The 26273-nt window shown below is 57.2% G+C and carries 24 protein-coding genes, 2 tRNA genes and 5 pseudogenes; 22 read left to right on the top strand and 9 right to left on the bottom strand.

Annotation, left to right across the window (positions count from 1 at the left end; genetic code table 11):
• Positions 1 to 319 (top strand): integrase core domain-containing protein (locus ACTBDU_RS09725; RefSeq protein WP_438806327.1); only part of this gene is annotated, 319 nt, incomplete at its 5' end.
• 135 nt (positions 320 to 454) lie between these two features.
• A complete protein-coding gene (locus ACTBDU_RS09720) occupies positions 455 to 688 on the top strand; it encodes a hypothetical protein (protein WP_438806326.1) in 234 nt (77 codons plus the stop codon).
• Here the strand turns inward: ACTBDU_RS09720 and dacB are convergent.
• Positions 685 to 1855: pseudogene (gene dacB, locus ACTBDU_RS09715) on the bottom strand (D-alanyl-D-alanine carboxypeptidase/D-alanyl-D-alanine endopeptidase). The gene ACTBDU_RS09720 and the pseudogene dacB sit on opposite strands and share 4 nt — an antisense overlap.
• 258 nt (positions 1856 to 2113) lie before the next feature.
• Here dacB and greA point away from each other — a divergent pair.
• Complete coding sequence (gene greA, locus ACTBDU_RS09710; RefSeq protein ID WP_438806325.1) at positions 2114 to 2590, top strand: transcription elongation factor GreA; 477 nt, start codon at positions 2114 to 2116, stop codon at positions 2588 to 2590.
• Positions 2591 to 2732: 142 nt separating this feature from the next.
• Here the strand turns inward: greA and yhbY are convergent, their stop codons facing one another.
• Positions 2733 to 2996 carry a ribosome assembly RNA-binding protein YhbY gene (gene yhbY / locus ACTBDU_RS09705; RefSeq protein ID WP_438806324.1) on the bottom strand — a complete coding sequence of 88 codons (264 nt, stop codon included), beginning with the start codon at positions 2994 to 2996 and terminating at the stop codon, positions 2733 to 2735.
• 145 nt (positions 2997 to 3141) lie between these two features.
• On the opposite strand from yhbY, the gene rlmE reads away from it, so the two are divergent.
• From rlmE to ACTBDU_RS09620, 17 genes are all read left to right on the top strand, one after another.
• The gene (gene rlmE / locus ACTBDU_RS09700) at positions 3142 to 3771 is read left to right on the top strand and encodes a 23S rRNA (uridine(2552)-2'-O)-methyltransferase RlmE (protein WP_438806323.1); all 630 of its coding nucleotides are present in this window, start codon (positions 3142 to 3144) and stop codon (positions 3769 to 3771) included.
• A gap of 55 nt (positions 3772 to 3826) precedes the next feature.
• Positions 3827 to 5758 (top strand): ATP-dependent zinc metalloprotease FtsH, encoded by a 1932-nt coding sequence (gene ftsH, locus ACTBDU_RS09695; RefSeq protein ID WP_438806329.1) that lies wholly within the window; start codon positions 3827 to 3829, stop codon positions 5756 to 5758.
• A gap of 135 nt (positions 5759 to 5893) precedes the next feature.
• Complete coding sequence (folP, locus tag ACTBDU_RS09690) at positions 5894 to 6739, top strand: dihydropteroate synthase (protein WP_438806322.1); 846 nt, start codon at positions 5894 to 5896, stop codon at positions 6737 to 6739.
• A complete protein-coding gene (gene glmM / locus ACTBDU_RS09685) occupies positions 6736 to 8073 on the top strand; it encodes a phosphoglucosamine mutase (protein ID WP_438806321.1) in 1338 nt (445 codons plus the stop codon). Before folP ends, glmM begins: the two co-directional genes overlap by 4 nt.
• Before the next feature lie 302 nt (positions 8074 to 8375).
• A complete protein-coding gene (secG, locus tag ACTBDU_RS09680; protein ID WP_438806320.1) occupies positions 8376 to 8708 on the top strand; it encodes a preprotein translocase subunit SecG in 333 nt (110 codons plus the stop codon).
• 57 nt (positions 8709 to 8765) lie between these two features.
• A tRNA-Leu gene (locus ACTBDU_RS09675) sits at positions 8766 to 8852 on the top strand.
• Between the two features lie 59 nt (positions 8853 to 8911).
• Positions 8912 to 8988 (top strand) — tRNA-Met (locus ACTBDU_RS09670).
• A gap of 214 nt (positions 8989 to 9202) precedes the next feature.
• On the top strand, positions 9203 to 9655 hold the full coding sequence (gene rimP, locus ACTBDU_RS09665; RefSeq protein WP_438806319.1) for a ribosome maturation factor RimP: 453 nt from the start codon (positions 9203 to 9205) through the stop codon (positions 9653 to 9655).
• 21 nt (positions 9656 to 9676) lie between these two features.
• A complete protein-coding gene (gene nusA, locus ACTBDU_RS09660; RefSeq protein ID WP_438806318.1) occupies positions 9677 to 11164 on the top strand; it encodes a transcription termination factor NusA in 1488 nt (495 codons plus the stop codon).
• Between the two features lie 25 nt (positions 11165 to 11189).
• On the top strand, positions 11190 to 13874 hold the full coding sequence (infB, locus tag ACTBDU_RS09655; RefSeq protein ID WP_438806317.1) for a translation initiation factor IF-2: 2685 nt from the start codon (positions 11190 to 11192) through the stop codon (positions 13872 to 13874).
• 67 nt (positions 13875 to 13941) lie between these two features.
• Positions 13942 to 14358 (top strand): 30S ribosome-binding factor RbfA, encoded by a 417-nt coding sequence (rbfA, locus tag ACTBDU_RS09650; RefSeq protein WP_438806316.1) that lies wholly within the window; start codon positions 13942 to 13944, stop codon positions 14356 to 14358.
• Positions 14358 to 15299 carry a tRNA pseudouridine(55) synthase TruB gene (gene truB, locus ACTBDU_RS09645; RefSeq protein ID WP_438806315.1) on the top strand — a complete coding sequence of 314 codons (942 nt, stop codon included), beginning with the start codon at positions 14358 to 14360 and terminating at the stop codon, positions 15297 to 15299. Before rbfA ends, truB begins: the two co-directional genes overlap by 1 nt.
• A 117-nt stretch (positions 15300 to 15416) precedes the next feature.
• Positions 15417 to 15686, top strand: coding sequence for a 30S ribosomal protein S15 (rpsO, locus tag ACTBDU_RS09640; RefSeq protein WP_438806314.1), 270 nt, complete (start codon positions 15417 to 15419; stop codon positions 15684 to 15686).
• A 254-nt stretch (positions 15687 to 15940) separates the two neighbouring features.
• A complete protein-coding gene (gene pnp, locus ACTBDU_RS09635) occupies positions 15941 to 18061 on the top strand; it encodes a polyribonucleotide nucleotidyltransferase (RefSeq protein WP_438806313.1) in 2121 nt (706 codons plus the stop codon).
• Between the two features lie 132 nt (positions 18062 to 18193).
• Positions 18194 to 19081, top strand: coding sequence for a lipoprotein NlpI (gene nlpI, locus ACTBDU_RS09630; RefSeq protein ID WP_438806312.1), 888 nt, complete (start codon positions 18194 to 18196; stop codon positions 19079 to 19081).
• 104 nt (positions 19082 to 19185) lie between these two features.
• Complete coding sequence (yrbN, locus tag ACTBDU_RS09625) at positions 19186 to 19245, top strand: protein YrbN (RefSeq protein WP_438806328.1); 60 nt, start codon at positions 19186 to 19188, stop codon at positions 19243 to 19245.
• Between the two features lie 11 nt (positions 19246 to 19256).
• On the top strand, positions 19257 to 21098 hold the full coding sequence (locus ACTBDU_RS09620) for a DEAD/DEAH family ATP-dependent RNA helicase (protein ID WP_438806311.1): 1842 nt from the start codon (positions 19257 to 19259) through the stop codon (positions 21096 to 21098).
• On the opposite strand, the pseudogene ACTBDU_RS09615 reads toward ACTBDU_RS09620, so the two are convergent.
• The 5 genes and pseudogenes from ACTBDU_RS09615 to ACTBDU_RS09595 form a co-directional block, all read right to left on the bottom strand.
• Positions 21070 to 21843: pseudogene (locus ACTBDU_RS09615) on the bottom strand (MsnO8 family LLM class oxidoreductase); the annotation flags it as partial. The gene ACTBDU_RS09620 and the pseudogene ACTBDU_RS09615 sit on opposite strands and share 29 nt — an antisense overlap.
• Positions 21844 to 22030: 187 nt before the next feature.
• Positions 22031 to 22210, bottom strand: coding sequence for a hypothetical protein (locus tag ACTBDU_RS09610; RefSeq protein WP_438806310.1), 180 nt, complete (start codon positions 22208 to 22210; stop codon positions 22031 to 22033).
• Positions 22211 to 22258: 48 nt separating this feature from the next.
• A pseudogene (locus tag ACTBDU_RS09605) lies at positions 22259 to 23126 on the bottom strand (U32 family peptidase).
• 87 nt (positions 23127 to 23213) lie between these two features.
• Positions 23214 to 24142: pseudogene (ubiU, locus tag ACTBDU_RS09600) on the bottom strand (ubiquinone anaerobic biosynthesis protein UbiU); the annotation flags it as partial.
• Between the two features lie 75 nt (positions 24143 to 24217).
• Positions 24218 to 24451: a hypothetical protein gene (locus ACTBDU_RS09595; protein ID WP_438806309.1), complete on the bottom strand. Its 234-nt coding sequence runs from the start codon at positions 24449 to 24451 to the stop codon at positions 24218 to 24220.
• Between ACTBDU_RS09595 and ubiT the strand changes: the two genes are divergently transcribed.
• Positions 24430 to 24957 carry a ubiquinone anaerobic biosynthesis accessory factor UbiT gene (gene ubiT / locus ACTBDU_RS09590; RefSeq protein ID WP_438806308.1) on the top strand — a complete coding sequence of 176 codons (528 nt, stop codon included), beginning with the start codon at positions 24430 to 24432 and terminating at the stop codon, positions 24955 to 24957. The two genes, ACTBDU_RS09595 and ubiT, sit on opposite strands and share 22 nt — an antisense overlap.
• Positions 24951 to 25460, top strand: coding sequence for a GNAT family N-acetyltransferase (locus ACTBDU_RS09585; protein WP_438806307.1), 510 nt, complete (start codon positions 24951 to 24953; stop codon positions 25458 to 25460). The genes ubiT and ACTBDU_RS09585 overlap by 7 nt, the downstream gene beginning before the upstream one ends.
• Positions 25461 to 25629: 169 nt before the next feature.
• Here ACTBDU_RS09585 and ACTBDU_RS09580 read toward each other — a convergent pair.
• Both ACTBDU_RS09580 and ACTBDU_RS09575 read right to left on the bottom strand, forming a co-directional pair.
• A pseudogene (locus ACTBDU_RS09580) lies at positions 25630 to 25858 on the bottom strand (GIY-YIG nuclease family protein).
• Between the two features lie 27 nt (positions 25859 to 25885).
• Positions 25886 to 26273: DDE-type integrase/transposase/recombinase (locus ACTBDU_RS09575; protein ID WP_438806306.1), on the bottom strand; the 388-nt coding region annotated here is incomplete at its 5' end.

Genomic DNA, 26273 nt, shown 5'->3' with positions numbered 1-26273 from the left:
CCACAGCGATCAGGGTAGCCACTATACGAGCAGGCAGTTCCGACAGTTGCTGTGGCGTTACCGGATCAAACAAAGCATGAGTCGGCGGGGGAACTGTTGGGATAACAGTCCGATGGAGCGCTTCTTCAGAAGTCTGAAAAACGAGTGGATACCGGTAACGAGCTACATAAGCTTTAGCGAAGCAGCTCATGAAATTACCGACTATATCGTGGGATATTACAGCGCACTCAGGCCGCATGAATATAACGGTGGGTTGCCACCAAACGAATCAGAAAATAGATATTGGAAAAACGCTAACGCGGTGGGCAGTTTTAGTTGACCACTACACTACAAATTCACGCAATAACGAGGCGCTACTCTATGCGAAACCCTTTGTGAGAAAGGCTATGAGAATTTCTGCAATTTGCGGCCCTTGACGCCGCTGGAATTTATCGAGCGGGTAAGAGCAGACAAGATGCTGCGGGCAAATATCATTATGGATAATGCCGACTGTACCGCCCAGTTCATCGTGGATATTGGTCAGGGCCGCCCCCTATACCCGTATAATGACAACAGCACTCTGCGACGCATCGAGGAACTGATAACCGCCATCTGCAACCGCTGTTTGAGAAAATCATCGCCGGCCGTTTATAGCCAGGAATACTCTCGCCCAGCCGACACGCGGCGCGGCCAGGCGGAATACGGCTAATTGTTTTGGTAGATATCTTTGTACAGCCGGCTCTCGAAGCGTACCAGGGGAACGCGGCGCCAGCGCTGCCCGCGGGCGGTACCGCATAACCAGAAAGATATTGCACAAACGCCATACGTTGATCGCTGGCGGTGGTAATAAAGCCCGCTAGATTATACACGCCCTACAGCGAGCCGGCGCGCCCGGTGCCCGACACCTTGAAGCGTTCGTGGCCAATCATGCGAAAAACCGTGTCGGCAATTATATTGCCGGATTTTTTCAGCATAATATGCAGTAAATCATGCAGCCGCGCGGAAGAGGATTGCTCCAGAATTTGCCCCGGCGCGCTGGGTTGTGTCTGGCGCAGTAAGGTGCCGTTCAGCGTAATGTCCGCCTGTTGCAATTCGTCTTTGAGGATAGCGCCGGCATAGCTGGCGCCGTCCTGAATGGCGAACGCCAGCGTAACGATTCGGCGCGCTGGGTCATGCAGCTGGTAAGGGTAAAGCGGTTCAGCTCTCCCGGCACCACGTTCAGCTCGCAATATTGTGCATCGCTGTCGCCGCGATGCCAGCGTACGCACCTGGCTGAACATGTGCACCGGGTAATTTAGGAAGCAACGCAAATAAAGGCCGGCTCGCTGGCCGTCCGGGCGCTGTAAAGCGACACCGAGAAGCAGTTACGATCGACGATGGCGGCGCCTAGGGGGGCGCTGAAACATTGCGTCAGATCGTTCCAGGGGCAGCCAGGCGCTTTATCATGGCTGGCAAACACCGACGTATCGATAATCAGATCGCTGGTGATTTGCTTGATGCCCTGCTTGTGCAGTTCGGCCACCATATTGCGTAAGCGCTGGCGAGTGAACGTGGGATCGCCGCCGAAGCGCGCGGTCAGATTGCCGCGCACCCCTCTACCGGCGCAGAGGCCGCCTCGAGCGTAGTGGTAAAGCGGTAATCCGCCCCCAGTTGCAGCAATACCGCGAGGGCGGTGAGCAGTTTCATCGTGCTGGGGAGCAGCGCCATCTGCTGACTGTGATAATCAATGGTGGGTTGCGGAGCCCCCGCTTTTTGCACCATCAGCGCCAGAGATTGGCGCCGTCGGGCAGGTATTCCGTATAGTTTTAACCGGTGCCGCCTGTGCGGAAAGCATGAAAACACTGGTCAATTCTATGACAATTCGTAAAAAACGCATAATTTTGGGCAACGGCAAAGTAACGTGCTGTCATACTACGGTGCAAACAGGGATAAAGTAAACGATGACCCACACCGAACTCTGCGGTAGAATACGATCAAAATGCAAAACTGAGGCTGGCCTGGGGGGCGATTCCGGGGTTGCTTCCTTTTGCTTTGTGCTTGGTGAGCAGCGAGTGCCAAACGCGCGTCGCGCCAGCGTCCGTCACGCCAGGACGGCGATTATTTTAGCAGGAAGAATTTATCTAGAGGTATAATTATGAACCAGATTCCGATGACCCTGCGCGGCGCTGAAAAACTGCGGGAAGAGCTCGAATATCTCAAAAGCGTCCGCCGCCCCGAAATTATCCGGTCTATCGCTGAGGCCCGCGAACACGGCGATTTGAAAGAAAACGCCGAATACCATGCCGCCAGGGAACAACAGGGCTTCTGTGAAGGCCGCATTCAGGAAATCGAAGCCAAACTGTCCAATGCACAAGTGATTGATGTGACCAAACTGGTCCCGAGCGGCCGCGTCATTTTCGGCGCGACGGTCAGCGTAGACAACCTTGATAGCGAAGAGAAGCAAACGTACCGCATCGTTGGCGACGATGAGGCCGATTTCAAGCAAAACCTGATTTCCATTAATTCGCCGATTGCCCGCGGACTGGTGGGCAAGGAAGAAGGGGATATCGTGGTCATCAAGACCCCGGGTGGCGAGGTGGAGTACGAAATTCTTAAGGTGGAATATCTGTAAGCCTCCGGGCGGCGCCGTAGCCGGCCACCGCCCGCTTTTACTCCCGCAGGCCGCCGCCGGCTTTGTAAAGAAAAGCAAAAGGCCGCGGGTGGCCTTTTCCTGTGGGTCGGAGAGTGGCATCTTTCCATCAGAAAAGATGATGTTAGCGGAGCAACGTAATTTTCCGCTCTGCAGCCGGCCGGTACAGCACCAGAATATTGCCAATGACCTGAACCTTGCTGGCGCCGCTTTCACGAACGATAGCATCGGCAATCAACGTTTTGGTCTCACGCTCTTCCGCGGCAATTTTCACCTTGATAAGCTCATAATGCTCCAGCGCCTGTTCAATTTCGGCCAGCATGACGACAGGCTTCAGCGAATTAGCTAGCCCATTAAATTGCTGTTTTTGCTTATTATTTAGATTCATTTATGTTTTTTACTTAGGTTGGGATTGAAAGCGGCATATTCCACCGCCATCTCATACATATCGCCAAATCGGCGTCTGGCGATTTGGCGCATGGGCGGCCAATTCTTTCCACCGCTACATTCTTTTAAGATAGTTGGGAAATAAGATGGCGACCAAAAAGCGTTCTGCAAGCTCCAGCCGTTGGCTGCAGGAACACTTTAGCGATAAATACGTTCAGCAGGCACAAAAAAAAGGACTGCGTTCCCGTGCCTGGTTTAAACTTGATGAAATACAGCAGAGCGACAAGCTATTCCGGCCCGGGATGACCGTGGTGGATCTGGGCGCGGCGCCCGGCGGCTGGTCGCAGTACGTCGCCACGCAAATCGGCGGCAAAGGGCGTATCATCGCCTGTGATATCCTGCCGATGGATCCGATAATAGGCGTTGACTTTCTCCAGGGGGATTTTCCTGACCCCCTGGTGCTGCAGGCCCTGCTTGAACGCGTAGGCGAGCAGAAGGTGCAAGTGGTGTTGTCCGATATGGCACCCAATATGAGCGGTACACCGGCGGTCGACATTCCCAAATCTATGTATCTCGTGGAACTGGCGCTGGATATGTGCCGGGATGTCCTGGCACCGAACGGGAGTTTCCTGGTTAAAGTCTTTCAGGGAGAAGGTTTTGATGAATACCTGCGGGAAATTCGCTCCCTGTTTACGAAAGTAAAAATCCGTAAGCCAGACGCTTCCCGGGCCCGTTCCCGCGAAGTGTACATTGTGGCGACAGGGCGCAAACTATAGTACCCTACGCTAATTGTTAACACCGTTGTAATATGAGGTTAATCCCTTGAGTGACATGGCGAAAAACCTGATTCTCTGGTTAGTTATCGCAGTCGTACTGATGTCGGTATTCCAGAGCTTTGGGCCCAGCGAGTCCAATGGACGTAAAGTGGATTATTCCACCTTTATGTCCGAATTGAATCAGGATCAGGTTAGGGAAGCGCGTATTAACGGTCGTGAAATCACCGTTACGAAAAAAGACAGTAACCGCTATACCACCTATATTCCGGTCAACGATCCCAAGCTGCTTGATATCCTTTTGACTAAAAACGTCAAAGTCGCAAGCGAGCCGCCGGAAGAACCCAGCCTGCTGGCGTCTATCTTTATCTCCTGGTTCCCGATGCTATTGCTGATTGGGGTCTGGATCTTCTTTATGCGTCAGATGCAGGGCGGCGGCGGCAAAGGCGCGATGTCGTTCGGCAAGAGCAAGGCGCGGATGCTGACGGAAGATCAGATTAAGACGACGTTCGCCGATGTCGCCGGTTGTGATGAAGCCAAGGAAGAAGTCAGCGAGCTGGTGGATTACCTGCGCGAGCCGAGCCGTTTCCAGAAGCTGGGCGGCAAGATCCCCAAAGGCGTGCTGATGGTAGGGCCGCCCGGAACCGGTAAAACGCTACTGGCCAAGGCCATTGCGGGGGAAGCCAAAGTTCCGTTCTTCACCATTTCCGGTTCGGACTTCGTGGAAATGTTCGTCGGCGTCGGCGCCTCCCGCGTGCGCGACATGTTCGAGCAGGCGAAAAAAGCGGCGCCCTGCATCATCTTTATCGATGAAATCGACGCCGTCGGGCGTCAGCGCGGCGCAGGCCTCGGTGGCGGCCATGACGAGCGCGAACAGACCCTGAACCAGATGCTGGTGGAAATGGACGGGTTTGAAGGCAACGAGGGCATTATCGTTATCGCCGCGACCAACCGGCCCGACGTGCTGGACCCAGCGCTGCTGCGCCCGGGCCGTTTCGACCGCCAGGTCGTGGTCGGTCTGCCCGATGTCCGCGGCCGCGAACAGATTCTGAAAGTGCACATGCGTCGCGTGCCGCTGGCGCCCGATATGGATGCGTCGGTGATTGCACGCGGTACGCCCGGGTTCTCGGGGGCCGATTTGGCCAACCTGGTGAACGAAGCGGCGCTATTCGCCGCCCGCGGCAGTAAACGCGTGGTATCTATGGTGGAATTCGAGAAGGCCAAGGACAAAATCATGATGGGCGCCGAGCGCCGTTCGATGGTGATGACCGAGGCGCAAAAAGAGTCTACCGCCTACCACGAAGCCGGCCATGCAATTATCGGCCGCCTGGTGCCGGAGCATGATCCGGTGCATAAAGTGACAATTATCCCGCGCGGCAGTGCCCTGGGAGTAACCTTCTTCCTGCCGGAAGGGGATGCCATCAGCGCCAGCCGCCAGAAACTGGAAAGCCAGATCTCAACCCTGTACGGCGGCCGGCTGGCCGAGGAGATCATTTACGGTCCGGCGAAGGTGTCCACCGGGGCGTCTAACGATATCAAGGTGGCAACCTCCATCGCCCGCAATATGGTGACCCAGTGGGGGTTCTCTGAAAAGCTCGGTCCGCTCCTGTACGCGGAGGAAGAGGGCGAAGTGTTCCTCGGCCGTTCGGTGGCCAAGGCGAAGCATATGTCCGATGAAACGGCGCGTATTATCGATCAGGAAGTAAAATCGCTGATTGAGCATAACTATGTCCGCGCCCGCGCGCTGCTGACGGAAAATATGGATATCTTGCATGCCATGAAGAATGCGTTGATGAAATATGAAACCATCGATGCGCCGCAGATTGACGATTTGATGGGCCGCAGAGCGGTTCGTCCGCCCGCGGGCTGGGACGACACAGTTTCCGGCAATAGCGGCGATGATGGCACGCCGCGCGCGCCGACCCCGGTAGACGAGGCGCGCACGCCGAATCCTGGCAACACCATGTCGGAACAATACGGCAACCGCTAAGGGTCCCTTGCGCTGGTTTAAAAACCCGGCGCGCTAATACCGAAAGCCCCGCGTTATACGACACGCGGGGCTTTTTTTGAGCTTAACATGTTAAGATGGCCACCAACAGTGTGCACAGCATAAGGAAACGCCGTTATGCAACTTATTGCGCGAGAGAGCACCCTTAGCCTGGCGGTGCCCCGGGTCATGGGGATCCTCAACGTAACCCCGGACTCGTTTTCCGACGGCGGCAAGTTTCAGCGCTTGGCCGACGCCATCGATCATGCCGCGGCGATGCTGGCGGCCGGTGCGGCCCTTATCGATATTGGTGGCGAATCCACCCGCCCGGGGGCGCAGGCGGTCAGCGATGAAGAGGAAGCAGCGCGTGTAGTGCCGGTAGTGGCGGCGCTGGCGGAACGTTTTGATACGTTTATTTCCGTGGATACTTCCAAAGCGCTGGTGATGCGTGAAAGCGCGGCGGCCGGGGTCCATTTGATCAACGATATTCGCGCGCTCAGTGAACCAGGTGCCCTGGACGCCGCTGCCGCCAGCCAGCTGCCCGTCTGTCTGATGCATATGCAGGGCGAGCCGGGGACCATGCAGCAGGCGCCGCATTATGAGAATGTGCTGGCAGAGGTAGAGGCTTTTCTCTCACAGCAAATTGCGCGCTGTGAAGCTGCCGGCATTACTAAAAATAGACTGTTGCTCGATCCGGGCTTCGGTTTCGGCAAGACCCTGGCGCATAATTATCGCCTCCTGGCCCGGCTGGGTGATTTGCATCATCTCGGGCTGCCGCTGTTGGTGGGGATGTCGCGTAAATCAATGATAGGGGAATTGTTGGATCTTCCGGCAGAACAGCGGGTTTCAGGCAGCGTCGCCTGCGCGGTTATCGCCGCGCTGCAGGGGGCGCAGATCATCCGAATCCATGACGTCAGGCAAACCGTGGAAGCAATGCGTGTGGTGGAAGCCACGCTTACAGCGAAGGAAACCCATTTTCAATGAGTAATCATCAATATTTCGGCACTGACGGCATCCGTGGCAGAGTCGGCGACATCCCCATTACGCCGGATTTTGTGCTCAAGCTCGGCTGGGCCGCCGGCAAGGTGCTGGCGCGCCACGGCTCGCGAAAAATCATTATCGGCAAAGATACCCGTATTTCCGGCTACATGCTGGAGTCAGCGCTGGAAGCGGGATTGGCGGCGGCAGGGCTTTCCGCTGCGTTTACCGGCCCGATGCCGACGCCGGCCATCGCCTATTTGACCCGTACTTTCCACGCCGAGGCCGGCATTGTGATCTCCGCCTCCCATAATCCGTTTTACGACAACGGCATCAAGTTTTTCTCCATCGACGGCACCAAATTGCCTGACGAGGTGGAAGAGGCCATTGAGGCGGAGCTGGCCAAACCGCTGACCTGCGTCGAATCGGCGGAGCTGGGCAAAGCTAGCCGCATAGTCGATGCGGCCGGGCGCTATATCGAATTTTGCAAAGGAACTTTTCCCGGTAATTTAAGCCTTAAGGGGCTGAAGATTGTCGCGGACTGCGCCAATGGCGCAACCTACCACATCGCGCCCAGCGTGTTGCGCGAGCTCGGCGCGACGGTGGTGACTCTCGGTTGCCAGCCGGACGGAATGAATATCAACCAGGAGTGCGGCGCTACCGATGTTCGCCTGTTGCAAAGCCGGGTACTGGCGGAGAAGGCTGATTTGGGCATTGCCCATGACGGCGATGGCGATCGGGTAATTATGATCGATCACCTGGGTCAGAAAGTGGATGGCGACCAGATCCTGTATGTCATCGCGCGGGAAAAACTGCGCCAGGGCCAGCTGTCTGGCGGCGTGGTAGGCACGCTGATGAGCAATATGGGGCTGGCGCTGGCGCTGAAGCAGTTGGGGGTGCCTTTCGTGCGCGCTCGCGTCGGCGACCGCTATGTGCTGGAGAAAATGCAGGAAAAAGGTTGGCGCATCGGCGCTGAAAACTCCGGTCACGTCATCTTGCTTGACAAAACGACCACCGGCGACGGCATCATCGCCGGGTTACAGGTGTTGTCGGCGATGGTCGGCAACCACATGAATCTGCATGATCTGTGCAGCGGCATGCGCCTGCTGCCGCAGATCCTGGTCAATGTGCGCTTCGCCGGGCAACACGATCCGCTGGCGTCGGCGGCGGTGAAACAGGCCAGCGACGAAGTGGAGCAGCAACTGGCCGGGCGCGGACGGGTGCTGCTGCGCAAGTCGGGCACCGAGCCTCTTATTCGCGTCATGGTGGAAGGGGAAGATACCGAGCAGGTCAGCCGACTGGCGCATCACATCGCTGACGCGGTGAAAGCCGCGGGCTGAGGTGCAGATCGGGTGCTGTCGCGGTGCGCGCTATGGCGGAGGCTGCGGGTTACGGCGAGCATTAACCGAGCGCGCCCGCCTCCGCCGGGGTGTTGGTCGGCGCCGCCGGTCGGCGGCGAAGCCTGAGCGGCGAGCGGTACTCGCGTTTTTTTCCGCAAACGGTCAGCCAGCCGTAAAATGCCCTTGCACGCGAGGGGCGCTTTGGTTAGTATTCACACTCGCCTCAGTCGGCGACATCAGGTGCCGTATTAAGGCTGCGATAGCTTAACGTGCGGTGGTTACAGCTAGGATACTAAAAAATTATGTACCAAGCTCTGTTAGTCATGTTCCTGTTGGTAGCCGTCGGCCTGGTTGCGCTGATCATGCTGCAACAAGGTAAAGGTACTGATATGGGGGCCTCGTTCGGTGCAGGCGCCTCTGGCGCCCTGTTCGGTTCAAGCGATTTCGGTAACTTCATGACTCGTATGACGGCCGTGCTGGCAACGCTGTTTTTCGTTCTCAGCCTGGTGCTGGGCAACCTGAGCAGCAACCATGGTCAGAAAGGCAGCCAGTGGGATAACCTAAATCAGGCTCAGCAGGCGGATAAGGCAGCAGCCGAAGCGCCGGCAAAACCGGGTAACGATATTCCGCAGTAAGCGTTAAGCGTTGCCCTGCCGGGCAACGGTAAAGAAGCGTAAGATCCGATAGAAAGTGCCGAGGTGGTGGAATTGGTAGACACGCTACCTTGAGGTGGCAGTGCCCGATTGGGCTTGCGGGTTCAAGTCCCGTCCTCGGTACCAATCCCAGAGATAACTTGCTTTTTTGGGGCTATCAGCGTAGCATTTTCAGCGGTTTCGGACGCGGGGTGGAGCAGCCTGGTAGCTCGTCGGGCTCATAACCCGAAGGTCGTCGGTTCAAATCCGGTCCCCGCAACCACATTCCCTTAGAGTGCTTTTTCAAATATACTGTCTGTAGGCGTTAGGTTTACCATCACAGGCATTTGAAAAATGATTCTTCTGAAATGGTTTCGAAGCCGCCTGCGGTTTACAGGGTCCAGTCACTTAACGCCCCGATTTTTTCGGGGTTTTTTGTTATTTCACTACAGTAATACTGGGCTAATTAGCCCTTTTTTTATGTCTTCGGGGTGGCCTTGTCTACATTAGAACAAAAATTGACAGAGATGATCACTGCACCCGTGGAAGCCCTGGGGTTTGAGCTGGTGGGTACTGAATTTATTCGTGGCCGCCAGTCGAGGCTACGCATTTATATTGATAGTGACGAGGGCATCACCGTTGATGATTGTGCTGATGTAAGCCACCAGGTCAGCGCAGTACTGGACGTCGAAGACCCCATCTCCGTGGCCTATAGCCTCGAGGTCTTATCACCGGGTCTGGATCGCCCGCTGTTTACCGCCGCGCATTATCGCCAATTTACCGGGAGCGACGTCAGCGTGGTGCTGCGTATCGCAGTGCAAAACCGCCGTAAATGGCAGGGGATCATCAAAGCGGTCGACGGTGAAATGATCACGGTGACGGTGGATGGAAAAGATGAAGTGTTCGCTTTGCACAATATCCAGAAAGCGAACCTGGTACCCCACTTTTAACGTTTTACTGAGGCAACTAGGATGAATAAAGAAATTCTGGCTGTTGTTGAGGCAGTGTCCAACGAGAAAGCCGTCCCGCGGGAAAAGATTTTCGAGGCGCTAGAGACGGCACTGGCCACGGCAACGAAGAAAAAATACGAACAGGAAATCGAAGTTCGCGTCAGCATTGATCGTAAGTCGGGGGACTTCGATACCTTCCGCCGTTGGCTCATTGTGGACGAAGTGACTCAACCCACCCGGGAAATTACGCTGGACGCGGCGCAGTTTGACGATCCTACGGCGCAGCTTGGCGGCTATATCGAAGATGAAATTGAGTCGGTGGTGTTTGACCGCATTACCACGCAAACCGCCAAACAGGTAATCGTGCAAAAAGTGCGTGAAGCCGAACGGGCGATGGTGGTCGATCAGTTCCGCAGCCACGAAGGCGAGATCGTCACCGGCGTGGTGAAAAAAGTGAACCGGGACAGCATCAGTCTCGATCTGGGCAGCAATGCTGAAGCGGTCATTGGCCGTGAGGACATGTTGCCGCGAGAAAATTTCCGGCCTGGCGACCGTATCCGCGGCGTGTTGTATTCGGTCCGCCCGGAAGCGCGCGGCGCGCAGCTGTTTGTCAGCCGGTCACGGCCGGAGATGCTGGTCGAGTTGTTCCGTATTGAAGTACCGGAAATCGGTGAAGAAGTGATTGAAATCAAGGCCGCCGCCCGCGATCCGGGCTCACGGGCGAAAATTGCCGTGAAGACCAACGACAAGCGCATCGATCCGGTCGGCGCCTGCGTGGGTATGCGTGGTGCGCGCGTTCAGGCGGTTTCAAGCGAATTGGGCGGCGAACGCATTGATATCGTGCTGTGGGATAATAATCCGGCCCAGTTTGTTATCAACGCCATGGCGCCTGCCGATGTCGCTTCCATTGTGGTGGACGAGGACAAGCACACCATGGATATCGCGGTAGAAGCAGGCAATCTTGCCCAGGCTATCGGCCGCAACGGACAAAATGTCCGGCTGGCTTCCCAGCTCAGCGGCTGGGAGCTAAATGTAATGACGGTAGAGGATCTGCAGGCAAAACATCAAGCTGAAGCCTATGCGGCGATCGATATCTTTACCCGTAATCTGGATATCGATGAAGAGTTCGCGACGGTGCTGGTGGAGGAAGGTTTCTCATCCCTTGAGGAGCTGGCCTACGTACCGATAAATGAACTGCTGGAAATTGAAGGGCTCTATGAGGAAACGGTGGAAGCGCTGCGCAAACGGGCGAAGAATGCGCTGACCACGCTTGCGCTTGCGCAGGAAGAAAACCGCGGCGCGGGCGTACCGGCTGAAGACCTACTGGGTCTGCCTGAACTTGAGCGCGACATGGCGTTCGAACTGGCGGCGCGGGGTGTTTGTACGCTGGAAGATCTTGCCGAACAGGGTGTCGACGACCTGTCAGATATTAAAAGGCTGAGTAGTGAAAAAGCCGGCGAACTTATCATGGCCGCGCGCAATATTTGCTGGTTTGGCGACAACGCGTAATAAACTGTAGCAGGAAAGGAACAGCATGACAGATGTAACCGTAAAATCGCTCGCCGCTGAAATACAGACTCCGGTCGATCGCCTGGTACAGCAATTTGCTGATGCGGGCATTGATAAAACCGCAGTAGACCCTGTGACCCAGCAGGAAAAAGAAACCTTACTGGCGCACCTGAACCGCGATCGCGGCGCGGCGCCCAATAAGTTAACTTTGCAGCGCAAAACGCGCAGCACCTTGAATATTCCCAGCACCGGCGGTAAAAGTAAGTCGGTGCAAATCGAAGTGCGCAAAAAGCGCACCTATGTACAACGCGATCCGCAGGCGCAAGAGCAGGCTGAAGCGGAAGAACAGGCCAGACGTGAAGCGGAAGAGCTGGCTCAGCAGCAGGCCCAGCGCAAAGCCGCCGAAAAAGCGCAACGCGACGCCGAAGATAAGGCCAAGCGTGAGGCCGCTGAACAGGCGAAGCGTGTGGCAGCGGAAAGTGATAAATTGACTAACCAGCAGACCAATACTATGACCAAGTCACCACAGGCGGCTGAAAAAGCTCGCCGTGAAGCCGAAGCCGCGGAGCTAAGACGTGAAGCGGAAGAGGAAACGCGTCGCAAGGTCGAAGAAAAGGCGCGCCAGGTCGCGGAAGAAGCGCGTCGTATGGCCGAAGAACGCGGCCGCAACTGGGATAACGCGCCTGAGCCGGCCGAAGAAGATACCACCGATTACCACGTTACTACCTCCCATCATGCCCGGGAAGCCGAAGACGAAAACGATCGCAAAGTGGAAGGCGATCGCCGCAGCCGCACCCGCGGCGGTAAAGCGACCAAGCAAAAAAAGACCAGCCGTCTGTCTGAATCCAAGGCCGATCGCGAAGAAGCGCGTGCCGTGGGCCGTGGCGGCAAGGGCAAACGTAGACCTAGCACGCTAACGCAGGGCTTTAACAAGCCGGCGCAGGCGGTGAACCGCGATGTCGTCATCGGCGAAACCATTACCGTGGCGGAACTGGCCAACAAGATGGCGGTGAAAGGCTCTCAGGTCATCAAAGTTATGATGAAGCTGGGCGCTATGGCGACCATCAACCAGGTGATCGATCAGGAAACCGCGCAATTAGTGGCGGAAGAAATGGGTCACAAGGTGATTTTGCGCCGTGAGAACGAACTGGAAGAGTCGGTGATGTCCAATCGCGATACCGGCAGCTCCGCCGCTGCGGAATCCCGCGCGCCGGTGGTGACCATCATGGGTCACGTCGACCACGGTAAAACCTCGCTGCTCGATTATATCCGCTCAACTAAAGTGGCGGCAGGCGAGGCGGGTGGCATCACCCAGCATATCGGCGCCTATCATGTGGAAACCGATAACGGCATGATCACTTTCCTGGATACCCCGGGGCATGCGGCCTTTACCGCAATGCGCGCCCGCGGTGCGCAGGCGACGGATATCGTGGTGCTGGTGGTGGCCGCCGACGACGGCGTCATGCCGCAGACCATCGAAGCCATTCAGCACGCCAAAGCGGCCAAAGTGCCGATGGTGGTTGCGGTCAACAAGATCGATAAACCGGAAGGGGATCCGGATCGGGTCAAGAATGAGCTGACCCAATACGGCGTCATTCCGGAAAAGTGGGGCGGCGAAAGCCAATTCGTACATGTTTCCGCCAAATCCGGCGCGGGCATTGACGAACTGCTGGACGCTATCTTGCTGCAGGCGGAAGTGCTGGAGCTGAAAGCGATCCGCAACGGTATGGCCAGCGGCGTGGTTATTGAATCCTTCCTGGACAAGGGCCGTGGTCCGGTTGCTACCGTGCTGGTTCGCGAAGGTACCCTGAACCGGGGCGACATTGTGCTGTGCGGTTTCGAGTACGGCCGCGTGCGCGCCATGCGCGACGAAGTGGGTCGTGATGTCGCCTCCGCCGGCCCCTCGATTCCGGTTGAGATCCTCGGACTGTCCGGGGTGCCGGCAGCCGGTGATGAAGCGACGGTGGTGCGCGACGAGAAGAAAGCGCGTGAAGTGGCGCTGTACCGTCAAGGCAAGTTCCGTGAAGTCAAACTGGCGCGCCAGCAGAAGTCCAAGCTGGAAAACATGTTCGCCAACATGACGGAAGGGGAAGTGTCCGAGCTGAACATCGTGCTGAAATCTGACGTACAGGGCTCCGCCGAAGCGATCAGCGATGCGCTGGAGAAGTTGTCCACCGACGAAGTGAAAGTAAAGATTGTCGGCGCCGGCGTGGGCGGCATTACCGAAACCGACGCGACGCTGGCGGCAGCCTCCAACGCTATCCTGCTGGGCTTTAACGTGCGTGCTGATGCGTCCGCCCGTCGCGTTATCGAAGCGGAAAACCAGGCTCTACGCTATTACTCGGTCATCTACGATCTGATTGACGAAGTCAAACAGGCGATGAGCGGCATGCTGGTGCCGGAATACAAACAGGAAATCATCGGTCTGGCGAAAGTGAGCGATGTGTTCCGTTCACCGAAGTTCGGCGCTATCGCGGGCTGCATGGTGACGGAAGGAGTGGTGAAGCGTCACAACAAGATCCGCGTCCTGCGTGAAAACGTGGTGATCTACGAAGGTGAACTGGAGTCGCTGCGTCGTTTCAAAGATGACGTCAACGAAGTGCGTAACGGCATGGAGTGCGGCATCGGCGTCAAGAACTACAATGACGTTCGCTCAGGCGACGTCATCGAAGTGTTTGAAACCATCGAGATCCAACGTACCATTGCCTGATAACGCGTTATCGGCAGCGCACATCACAGGGGGCGAACAGCCCCCCTGCTTGTCTGGAAAATTTACCATGGCCAAAGAATATAGCCGCACCCAGCGCGTCGCCCAGGAGATGCAAAAAGAAATCGCCATCATCCTGCAGCGCGAAATCAAAGATCCCCGCGCCGGCATGGCGACGGTATCAGGCGTAGAAGTGTCGCGCGATCTGGCTTGTGCCAAAGTATTTGTTACCTTTCTGAACGACAATACCCCTGAGCAGGTCAAAACCGGCGTCCGGGCGCTGCAGGATGCGGCAGGTTTCATCCGCAGCCTGCTGGGCAAAGCCATGCGCCTGCGCGTCGTACCTGAATTGACCTTTGCCTACGATAATTCGCTGGTGGAAGGCATGCGCATGTCTAATCTGGTGAGCCAGGTGGTGCAAAATGATCGCCTGCGCCGGAGCGCAAGCCCGACGGATGAGACGGATAGCGAGGATAAGGAAGACTGATGGGCCGTCCAAGTCGCCGTGGCCGTGATATTGACGGCATCGTCCTGCTGGATAAACCGCTCGGGCTATCGTCCAACGACCTGTTGCAAAAGGTCAAACGGTTGTTTCGCGCAAATAAAGCCGGGCACACCGGTGCGCTTGATCCGCTGGCGACCGGCATGCTGCCCGTCTGCCTCGGCGAGGCGACCAAGTTTTCCCAGCATCTGCTGGAGGCTGATAAACGCTATCGGGTCACCGCCCGGCTCGGCGAACGCACCGATACCTCCGACGCCGAGGGCCAGACGGTCAGCGTCCGTCCGGTATCGCTGGATAAGGCACGCCTGGAGGCGGCGCTGAACCACTTCCGCGGTGAAAGCAGCCAGATGCCGTCCATGTTTTCCGCGCTGAAACATCAGGGGCGTCCGCTGTACGAGTACGCCCGCAAAGGCATCACGGTAGAGCGTGAGGCGCGTCCTATCCACGTGTACAATTTACAGTTACACCACTGGGATGTGACGGAGGTGGAACTGGAAATTCATTGTTCTAAAGGCATTTACATCCGTACCATTATCGATGATCTGGGTGAACGCCTCGGCTGCGGCGCGCACGTCACGGCGCTACGTCGGCTGGCGGTTGCCCGCTACCCCACCAAGCGTATGGTCACGCTTGCGGCGCTGCAGGCCATTGCCGCCGACGCGCCGGAAGCGCCGGAAACCCTGGCACGGCTGGACGCGCTGCTGTTGCCGATGGACAGCGCGGTGGCGGATATACCGGCGGTCAATCTGCCGTCTGATCTCGCCGCGCGGGTGCGCCTTGGGCAAACGGTAGCGATTACAGCGCAGCCGCAGGCCGGTTTGGTACGCCTGACCGAAGGGGACGCCGGGTGCTTTTTCGGCATCGGCGAAATCGCCGCACCGGGCTGGCTGACGCCGCGCCGCCTGATAACGGAACCGCGTGCCTGATCATGTAATCGCCTTGCGATCGGCACGGGCTGAGAGTAGAATAGCGCGGCTTATGAAGCGGGTGGCTGAATTAGAGATCGGCGCCCATCTATTTCACAATCATTTTGGAGTATTATAATGTCTCTAAGTGTTGAAGCGAAAGCGAAAATTGTTTCTGATTTCGGCCGTGATACCAAAGACAGCGGTTCCACTGAAGTTCAGGTTGCTCTTTTAACCGCTCAGATTAGCCATTTGCAGGGCCATTTTGCGGAACACAAAAAAGATCATCACAGCCGCCGTGGTCTGCTGCGTATGGTTTCACAGCGTCGTAAGCTGCTCGACTACCTGAAGGGCAAAGATGCGGCGCGTTACACCAGCCTTATCGAACGCCTGGGTCTGCGTCGCTAAGCCAGACAGTTTCAGGAGAAAGGGGCCTTATGTGGCCCCTTTCTTCTAGGCAGCGCTCATCCCGGGGCCGGTCTCGTCCGCACGGCGATGAACGCTAAGTAGATTCTTCCATTGCTGAGGTCCGCGCGGCTAATGAGTAGCTTTATCCGTTGGGATAAGGATAGTCATTAGTCGCGAGGATGCGATGAGAAGGTGTTAGTCAACGGTGGGCGGTCTGATTAAAAGCGCCGCGCCCTTTGAAAAAGGAAATCATTTTGCTAAATCCGATTGTTCGCAAGTTTCAATACGGCCAGCATACCGTCACGCTGGAAACCGGTATGATGGCCCGTCAGGCGACTGCCGCAGTCATGGTAAGCATGGACGACACGGCGGTATTTGTGACCATCGTGGGCGCCAAACAAGCAAAACCGGGACAGAGCTTCTTCCCGCTGACCGTCAACTATCAGGAGCGGACCTACGCCGCGGGCCGTTTCCCGGGCGGATTTTTCCGCCGTGAAGGAGGCCGTCCAAGCGAAGGCGAAACGCTGATTTCGCGCCTGATTGACCGTCCTATCCGTCCGCTGTTCCCGGAAGGTTTCCTGAACGAAGTGCAGGTTATCGCCACCGTGGTCTCGGTTAACCCGCAGGTCAGCCCAGATATCGTGGCGATGATTGGCGCTTCCGCCGCGCTGAGCCTGTCCGGTATTCCGTTCAGCGGCCCTATCGGCGCCGCACGCGTTGGCTACATCAATGACCAGTATGTGCTGAACCCGACTCAGGCCGAACTGGCGACAAGCCGTCTGGATCTGGTCGTTGCTGGTACCCAGAACGCCGTGCTGATGGTGGAATCCGAAGCGCAGCTGCTGAGCGAAGATCAGATGATGGGCGCCGTGGTTTACGGCCACGATCAGCAGCAGATCGTGATCGATAACATTAATCAGCTGGTGGCTGGAGCCGGCAAGCCGAAATGGCAGTGGCAGGCACAGGACGTTAACATTGGCCTGCAGGCGCGGGTCGCCGAACTGGCGGAGTCCCGTCTGGGCGACGCCTATCGCATCACCGAAAAACAAAAGCGCTATGCCGCGGTTGACGCTATCAAGGCTGATGTCGTTGAGGCCTTGACGGGGCAGGATGAGACGCTGGACGCAGGTGAGATCAAGGACATCCTAGGCGCGCTTGAGAAAAGCGTCGTGCGTAGCCGCGTGCTACGTGGCGAACCACGTATCGACGGCCGTGAAAAAGACATGATTCGTGGCCTGGACGTGCGGACCGGCGTGTTTCCGCGAACCCACGGCTCGGCGCTGTTCACCCGCGGTGAAACCCAGGCGTTGGTCACCGCCACCCTAGGCACCGAGCGCGATGCACAGAATATTGATGAATTGACAGGTGAACGGACAGACCGTTTCCTGCTACACTATAATTCCCCTCCGTACTGCGTCGGCGAAACCGGCATGGTGGGGTCGCCGAAGCGTCGCGAAATCGGCCACGGCCGACTGGCGAAACGCGGTGTTCTAGCGGTGATGCCAAACGCCAGCGAATTCCCGTATACCGTGCGCGTGGTATCGGAAATCACCGAGTCGAACGGCTCCTCCTCCATGGCTTCCGTGTGCGGCGCGTCGCTGGCGCTGATGGACGCGGGGGTGCCCATCAAGGCGGCCGTTGCCGGTATCGCCATGGGTCTGATGAAAGAAGGCGACAACTTTGTCGTGTTATCCGACATTCTGGGCGATGAAGATCATCTGGGCGATATGGATTTCAAAGTTGCCGGCAGCCGTGAAGGCGTAACCGCGCTGCAGATGGACATCAAAATTGAAGGCATCACTCGCGAAATCATGCAGGTGGCGCTGAATCAGGCCAAGGGTGCGCGTATGCATATCCTGGGCGTGATGGAGCGGGCGATTAGCTCGCCGCGTGGCGATATTTCCGAATTCGCACCGCGTATCCATACCATTAAAATCAGTCCCGATAAGATCAAGGATGTGATTGGTAAAGGCGGCTCGGTTATCCGCGCGCTGACGGAAGAAACCGGCACGACAATCGAAATCGAAGATGACGGCACCGTGAAAGTGGCGGCCACCGACGGCGATAAAGCCCGTCACGCCATCCGTCGCATCGAAGAGATCACCGCCGAAATCGAAGTGGGCCGCATTTACAATGGTAAAGTGACCCGCATCGTCGATTTCGGCGCCTTCGTTGCCATCGGTGGTGGCAAAGAAGGGCTGGTGCATATCTCCCAGATTGCCGATAAGCGTGTAGAGAAAGTGGCTGATTATTTGGAGCTGGGCCAAGAAGTGCCGGTTAAGGTCCTGGAAGTGGACCGTCAGGGTCGTGTTCGCCTGAGTATTAAGGAAGCTAGTGCCCCCAGCCAGGACGCCATGGTGCCTGAAGCAGAATAGCCTTAAACTGTTAGCGCATTTGACAGCTCCTTGCCCCGGTGGGGAGCTGTTCGTATCACAAGGGCGGGACGCCTTGTGTTAAACCGATGGAGGACAGGACGTTCATCCAATGTTTTTCTTCGGGAGTGGGAAATGAGGCCTTACTTGCGCTGGTGGTTCGTTGCAATGGCGTTAATGCTGGCAGGATGCAGCAACAGTGATTGGCGGAGTAAAGATAGCGTTCTGGCCGTCCCTTTGCAGCCTACGCTACAGCAAGAAGTCATCCTGGCGCGTATGGAACAAATACTGGCGAGCCGGGCCCTTACCGATGATGAACGAGCACAGCTATTATATGAGCGCGGAGTGCTGTATGATAATCTTGGGCTGAGAGCGCTGGCGCGCAATGATTTTTCACAGGCGCTGGCAACCCGACCCGATATGCCGGAAGTTTTCAATTATCTTGGCATATACTTAACGCAGGCGGGTAATTATGATGCCGCCTATGAAGCGTTTGATTCTGTACTAGAGCTTGATCCAACTTACAACTGCGCGTATTTAAACCGCGGCATCGCCCTGTACTATGGCGGCCGCTACCGTTTAGCGCAGGGTGATCTGCAGGCGTTTTATCGCGACGACCCAAACGATCCCTTCCGCTCGCTATGGCTTTTCCTGGTCGAGAAAAAAATCGACGACGGGAAGGCACGTAACGCGCTGCAAAGCCGTTATGTGAGGGCGAATAAAGGGCAATGGGGATGGAATATTGTCGAGTTCTGCCTGGGGAACATTAGCAAATCGACGCTGATGGCGCGCCTCAAGGCGGACGCAACGGATAACACTTCGCTCGCCGAGCATCTCAGTGAAACTGACTTCTATTTAGGTAAATATTACCTGAGTCTGGGGGACAAGAACGCCGCTTCGGCGCTGTTCAAACTGACGGTTGCTAACAACGTGCATAACTTTGTTGAGCACCGTTATGCATTGTTGGAATTGGCGCTTTTGGGCCAAGGGCAAGACGACCTATCAGAATCGGACCAGCAATAGCTGACGAATAAAACTTAAGCAGCCGGCATTCTCTTTGTTTCACCTGAGAGGGTAAGGGCTTGTTTTTTCGTTATAAATCTAATTTGAGCCGGTTCACACTTTTGATGAAAATGAATGAAGATTTTCACGACGAGGTATGTAGACTGGCCGCCATTAAGAAATGAGGCACGTGTACATGTCTGAAGTAGAAACCTCTTTTGCCGATCTGGGGCTGAAAGCTCCTATCCTTAACGCACTGACCGATCTCGGTTATGAAAAGCCGTCGCCCATCCAGTCTGCCTGTATTCCGCACCTGCTGACCGGCCGTGACGTATTGGGGATGGCGCAGACCGGCAGCGGTAAAACCGCGGCTTTTTCCCTGCCGCTGTTGCACAATATCAAACCTGAACTGGCCGCGCCGCAGGTGCTGGTTCTGGCACCGACCCGCGAACTGGCGGTGCAGGTAGGAGAAGCCTGCGCCGATTTCGCCAAGCATATGAAAGGCGTCAACGTGGTCGCCCTGTACGGTGGTCAGCGTTATGACGTGCAATTACGCGCGCTGCGCCAGGGACCGCAGGTCGTGGTTGGCACGCCGGGCCGTCTGGTGGATCATCTGAAACGCGGTACGCTGGATTTGTCCAATTTGAGCGGACTGGTGCTGGACGAAGCCGATGAAATGCTGCGCATGGGCTTTATCGAAGACGTCGAAAACATTTTGGCGCAGGTGCCCGCGGAGCATCAAATTGCGCTGTTCTCCGCCACCATGCCGGAAGCGATTCGCCGCATCACTCGCCGGTTCATGAATGAACCGCAGGAAGTGCGCATTCAGTCCAGCGTGACCACCCGTCCCGATATCAGCCAGAGCTACTGGACGGTTCAGGGTATGCGCAAGAACGAAGCGCTGGTACGTTTCCTGGAAGCGGAAGATTTCGACGCCGCCATTATCTTTGTGCGCACCAAAAACGCGACACTGGAAGTGGCCGAAGCGCTTGAACGTAGCGGTTATAACAGCGCCGCCCTGAACGGCGACATGAACCAGGCGCTGCGCGAGCAGACGCTGGATCGCCTGAAGGATGGCCGTCTGAATATTCTGATTGCCACCGACGTCGCCGCCCGCGGCCTGGACGTTGATCGCATCAGCCTGGTGGTAAACTACGATATTCCAATGGGTTCCGAATCTTACGTGCACCGTATCGGCCGTACCGGTCGTGCCGGCCGCGCTGGCCGGGCGCTGTTGTTCGTGGAAAACCGCGAGCGCCGTCTGTTGCGCAATATTGAGCGCATCATGAAGCTGACCATCCCGGAAGTGGACCTGCCGACAGCCGAAGTGCTGAGCACCCGTCGTTTGGCCAAGTTTGCCGCCAAGGTGCAAAACCAGCTGGAAAGCAGCGATCTTGATATGTACCGCGCGCTGCTGGCAAAATTGCAGCCGGCAGAAGAGCTTGATATGGAAACACTAGCCGCGGCGCTGTTGAAAATGGCCCAGGGTGAACGTCCGCTGATCCTGCCGCCAGATCCGGTGATTGAACGCCGTCCGCACCGCGAATTCCGCGAGCGTGACGAGCGCCGGGAAGGTGGCGAGCGTCCACCGCGCCGTTCACGGCGCGATGTGGGCGAAATGGATCTCTACCGTATCGAGGTGGGCCGTGATGATGGAGTGGAAGTCCGTCACATCGTCGGCGCGATCGCTAACGAAGGGGATATCAGCAGCCGCTATATCGGCAATATCAAATTGTTCGCCTCGCACTCGACCATAGAACTACCGAAAGGCATGCCGGGTGAAATGCTGTCTCACTTCACCCGCACGCGTATTCTCAACAAGCCGATGAATATGCAGTTCATCGGTGAAGCGCAGTCGCGCGGCGGCCCGGGCGCCGGTCGTGGCAACTACAGCGGTGAACGCCGCGCTGGCGGCCGCCGCAGCTTCAGCGATCGTCGTGAGGGCGCTGGCGCCGGAGAACGCCGTTTCAGCCGTGACGGTCAGCGGACGCCGCGCCGCGATGGCGACAGCGCCCCAGCCGGCCGCGGCGCAGGTTGATAAATTGCTGCCGCATCGAGCTGAACAGGAAACGGGCGTCGCGCTCGCTGTCGACAACGATCACATTGATGCAGACCATGGCATGAGGCTCCGCCATGGGTGCGCGCCAGTTTGAAATGCTCGCGATACAGGCTCAGCTCCTGCCACAACATGTCCGGCGCAAAATGCGAAGCAAAGGCGAAGGGCAGGCGCATCGCCGCCGCCAATTGCACACTGTAAAGGCTTGAGCCAAGCAGCCAAATCGGAACCTGCAGCCCCTGGCCCGGCACCGCCTGCACGGGTTGGCCCGGTTTCACATCTCGAAGTAGCCGATCAATCCCTGTACATCGTGCGGGAAATTATCCACTTCATTAGCAAGATGGCGGCGTAGCGCCAGCATGGTGCGCTGATCGGTACCCGGCGCGCGACCCAGTCCCAAATCCACCCGGCCGGGGTAGAGCGTCTCCAGGGTGCCGAATTGTTCGGCAATCACCAGCGGCGAGTGGTTGGGTAGCATGACGCCGCCGGAGCCGACGCGCAAGGTCGTGGTGCCGCCGGCAATATGCCCCAGCAATACCGAGGTGGCGGCGCTGGCGATGCCGGTCATATTGTGATGTTCCGCCATCCAATAGCGATTGTAGCCCCATTGCTCGGCGTGGCGCGCCAAATTTAGAGAGGCGTTGAAGGCATCGCGCGGCATCGCGCCTTGCGGCACTGGGGAAAGATCCAGCACGGAAAATGGAATGGGTGTCTGTATGGTCAGCATGACCATACTTACAGGTTGTCTACGCCGCAACTTTGTTGGCTAATGATACCTATGAGTATTAACTAAAACATCAGGCAGCGATAGCCCATTATTTGTTCTGGTTATTAGGTGTTGCCGACCGCCATCGTCAAGGGTGCCAGGTCTGCTGCCGCCGTGATGGGAGAGGCCTTGCAGACATCCACACCCGTTACCAAAAGATGGCTTTGGCGTCACGAAGAGGTATAATTGCCAAACCAAACCAAACCAAACCAAACCAAACCAAACCAAACCAAACCAAACCAAACCAAACCAAACCAAACCAAACCAAACCAAACCAAACCGTAGCGTCGCCGCTACGACGGCGCTTATCAAGCGGCGATGTTTCCATAACGGGGATTGTCCCCTCGCCGGCGTGGTGCTTACGGCATAAGCGGCGTTATTCCACCAGCGCCAGACCCGGGATGCGGCGCCAGTAACCGTTGCAGTCCTTCTGACCGCTGAGCGCTGCGGGATGATCCCCCTGCTGGTTGGCACGAAACGCCGCTACCTGTTCTGGCGTGGACAGATCTTGCGGCGACAGGCGTACCATATCCACCAGACTCGCCATTAATACCTGTTTATTGATGAGATTGTAACAGTAGCCGCTCTGGGTTTGCATGCCGTTCAGCACGAAGACCTGTTGCTGCTCCTGCGTCATGACCGGCCGCCCCTGGGGGTAATGAATACAGCAGGTTTCGCACTCATCCTTCGGCCGGTTTTCCGAACGGGCGGTGAAACAACGTGCCGACCAGGCAAGCGGCAGATGGCCATAGCTGAAAACTTCCACCTCAAAACGATCGCGGATCCCCAGCTCCTCGCACTGCGCCAGCGTGTTGCTCAACCATTCGCGCGACAGTTCGACGGGAATACACCAGCGAGCCATGCCCTGTTTGAGCAAAATGCGCAACGTATAGGCGTTATAACAATTCAGGGCCGGGCCGGCGACGAAGGGGAGCTGCTGTTCATACGCCAGCTGTACCGTGCCGAGATCGTTGGCCTCAAGTAAAATCCAGATAACGCTTGAGCTTGGTCAGCTCGGAGGGCGCCTGGATAAGCGCCAGCGTGCAGATAACGATCTGCTTGCCGCTCGGCAGCAGGCTTCTGGGCAGCGCCAGCCAGTCGTCGCTTTTCATCAATCGGCGCTTGCTGCAGACGCTTTCGCCAAAATAAAGGATATCGGCCTGACTTGCCACCGCCTGCTGGTAAAAGGCTTCCAGCGTCTGTTTCGGCCAATAATACAGCACCGGTCCGAGGGAATAGCGCATAGTCGTCTCTCCTGTTACTGCCAGCGGCGGTGGGGTACGCCCGCCGAGGGTGGTCTGGACGCCTTCCGACATGGTCGCTAGCGCCTAATTCCAGGCCTCTTCCGGCTGGTAAGCGGCGGGATTGGCGCGGCAGCGATCGATCGCCTGCCGCCAGACGCGGGTGACCTGGCTGACATAGGCGGGGCTGCGCTGGCGGCCTTCAATCTTCACCGAGGCGTTGTTGGCTGCCAACAACGCCGGCAGCAGCGTCAACGTATTCAGACTGGTCGGCTCCTCCAGGGCGTGATAGCGCTGACCCTCCACGAAATAGCGGCCCTTGCACAAGGTCGGATAACCGGCGTTTTCATTCGGCTGGTAGCGGTCAATCAACACATTGTTCAGCTAAGCTTCCATTCCGGCGGCGGTTTGCTGCCAGCGGATAAATCGCGCCGTCGACCCGGCGCCGACCGTGTTGGGCGATTCGCCGGTCAAATAGGAAGACAGGTAGCAACGTCCCTCGTCCATAATGCACAGGCTGCCGAAGGCAAAGACCTCCAGCGGAACCGGACTGACCTGCGCGAGCTGTTTCACCTGATGCATCGACAGCACGCGCGGAAGAACCACCCGCGCCACGTCAAACTGCTGCTGATAAAAGCGGATCCCCGCCTAATTGGTGGCGGAAAAGCCTGCACCGAGACATAACGTTCGAGAGTGGGATAGCGTTCAGCGGCGTAGGCCAGCATTGCCAAATCCGCCAGAATCAGCGCATCGGCGCCGTTTTGCGCCGCCGTGTCGATCGCGCGCTGCCAGCGGGCGTAACCGTCTGGATGGGCAAACGTGTTAATGGCGATATGCAGCTTGCGTCCATGACGCTGCACATAGCGCTCCGCCTCCTGTAAGCGCTTAGCGGTGAAATTAAGGCCAGCGAAATGACGGGCGTTAGTATCGTCCTTCAGGCCGATATACACCGCGTCGGCGCCGTTATCAATCGCCGCCTTGAGTGCCGGTAGGTTACCGGCCGGGCAGAGCAGTTCCATAAAGCTCCCAAGAAGTGGCCGGCCGTTGCCATAGCTGGCAAGGGCAAGAAATTATTCCGGGCCAATAGGCTGAATTCACAGCATTTGCCCCGCAGGCACGCCGGTAATTGTAAATAAAAGTGGAAGAAAGGATTTTGATTTGGGGCAGTTTATGGCGTAATGCCGGGGGAAAACCGCCGCGGCGGTGGCGAAATCATGACGTTTTTGTTCGAAATATTGATATAGGTCCCTGCGTGCGCCGGCCGCCGTGGCAAAATAAGCAATAACTTTTTTAAGGAGTGAAAACAGTGTGGGATAAACTACAAGCACAGCTGGTGCGCCGGGGGCTATCGCTGTTGCGCTTGCCGATAAAACTGACCCCGTTTGCCGTGCGGCGCCAGGTTCTTGAACAGGTTTTACCCTGGCAGTTTCCCTCAGCGCTGGCGGAAGGAGAATTGGATTTTTTTGAGGGCAGCTGGTTGCAAATAGAAGTCGTCGACCTGTGCTTTAACTGGGCGATGACGCTACGCGACGGTCAGTTCCAGGTCAGTCAGCATGCGACGCCCGACGTCATTTTCTCGAGCCAGTCCAACGGTTTATTGTTGATTGCCGCTGGACGCGAAGATCCGGATGCGCTGTTTTTCCAGCGTCGGTTGCGTATCGAAGGGGATACGGAACTCGGTCTCAGGGTCAAAAACCTGCTGGACGCTACCGACCCTGAGCACATGCCGGCCCTGCTGCGCCGGGCTTTGCAACAGCTGGCCGACCTGGTGGAAGCTGGCCTGAAAGAGGACGCGATCGCCGCCGACGGTTATCGCATAACTTACTCTTGCTGATACGAATGGAAATCCCGCTCGACGCGCCGGGCATCGACGGCCTGCTTAAGCGGGCGTTCAATCGGGACCGCGAGGCTGCCCTGGTGCGCGTGCTGCGAGAGGGCGGGCTGCTGACCCTGGGCGTGGTGGCGACGGACGACGAGGGCAGGGTCATCGGCTACGCCGCCTATTGCCCGGTATGGATCGACGGCGAGGATCACCAGTGGGTGGCGCTGGCGCTGCTGGCGGTGAATGGCGCCTGGCGCGGCCAGGGCATCGGCCGCAGTCTGGTCTATGAAGGGCTGGATACGCTTAACGAATTTGGCTACAGCGCCGTGGTTACACTGGGGGATCCCGCCTGGTTTCATCGTTTCGGCTTTGAGCCCGCCGCGCGCTGGCAATTGCGCACGCCCTGGCCCGGTACCGAAGCGGCGTTCCAACTATTCCGATTGGCGGAAAGCGCCCTCGACGGCGTCAGCGGAGAGGTCTCCTGGCCGGCACCGTTCGCCCATGGCGCGGGTTAACCACGGATTACCCCTTCGGTTGCCGCCGGCTGTGCCTCTGGTGTTTGCTGGGTATCAGCGGGTGGGTGCGGGTTTTCCTGCCGCGCGCCGCGTGGGCGCTGCGCTTTCGCAGCGCTGCAGCCCAAAATATGGCAAAGCCTGCTCGTTGTAAGGCAACGAAACGCTCTTTTTACGCCCGCGATAGTTGCTTTACCCTGTATTCCCGGCGCAGCAGCTCTGCTGCGATCGCCCGCCGTGCTCTGAAATACCAGCGGCTGCGGGCCCTTGCCGCGCAGCAATTTGGCGGCGCCGCCGCGCGGATGTTAGTCTAAACGCCGCTGAACATCAGTGGTAATACCGGTATAAAGCATGCCGCGGGCGGTGCGGATGAGGTAAAGATGCCAGAAGGCGCTGCACATCGTTATAATCTCTGAAATGTGTAGTGGTCAACTAAAACTGGTCACCGCGTTAGCGTTTTTCCAGTATCTATTTTCTGATTCGTTTGGTGGCAATCCACCGTTATATTTATGCGGCCTGAGTGCGCTGTAATATCCCACGATATAGTCGGTAATTTCATGAGCTGCTTCGCTGAAGCTTATGTAGCCCGTTACCGGTATCCACTCCTTTTTCAGACTTCTGAAGAAGCGCTCCATCGGACTGTTATCCCAACAGTTACCATGCCGACTCATGCTTTGTTTGATCCGGTGACGCCACAGCAACTGTCGGAACTGCCTGCTCGTATAGTGGCTACCCTGATCGCTGTGGAACATCACTCCGGCTGGTTTACCACGCGTTTCCCATGCCATTTCCAGTGCTTTGATGGTCAGTCTGCTG

It is taken from the genome of Sodalis sp. (in: enterobacteria) (assembly GCF_051710625.1).
Lineage (GTDB): Bacteria > Pseudomonadota > Gammaproteobacteria > Enterobacterales > Enterobacteriaceae > JBPESN01.
The sequence above is the reverse complement of the archived record's forward strand: the minus strand, read 5'-3'. Positions and strand labels throughout refer to the sequence as shown.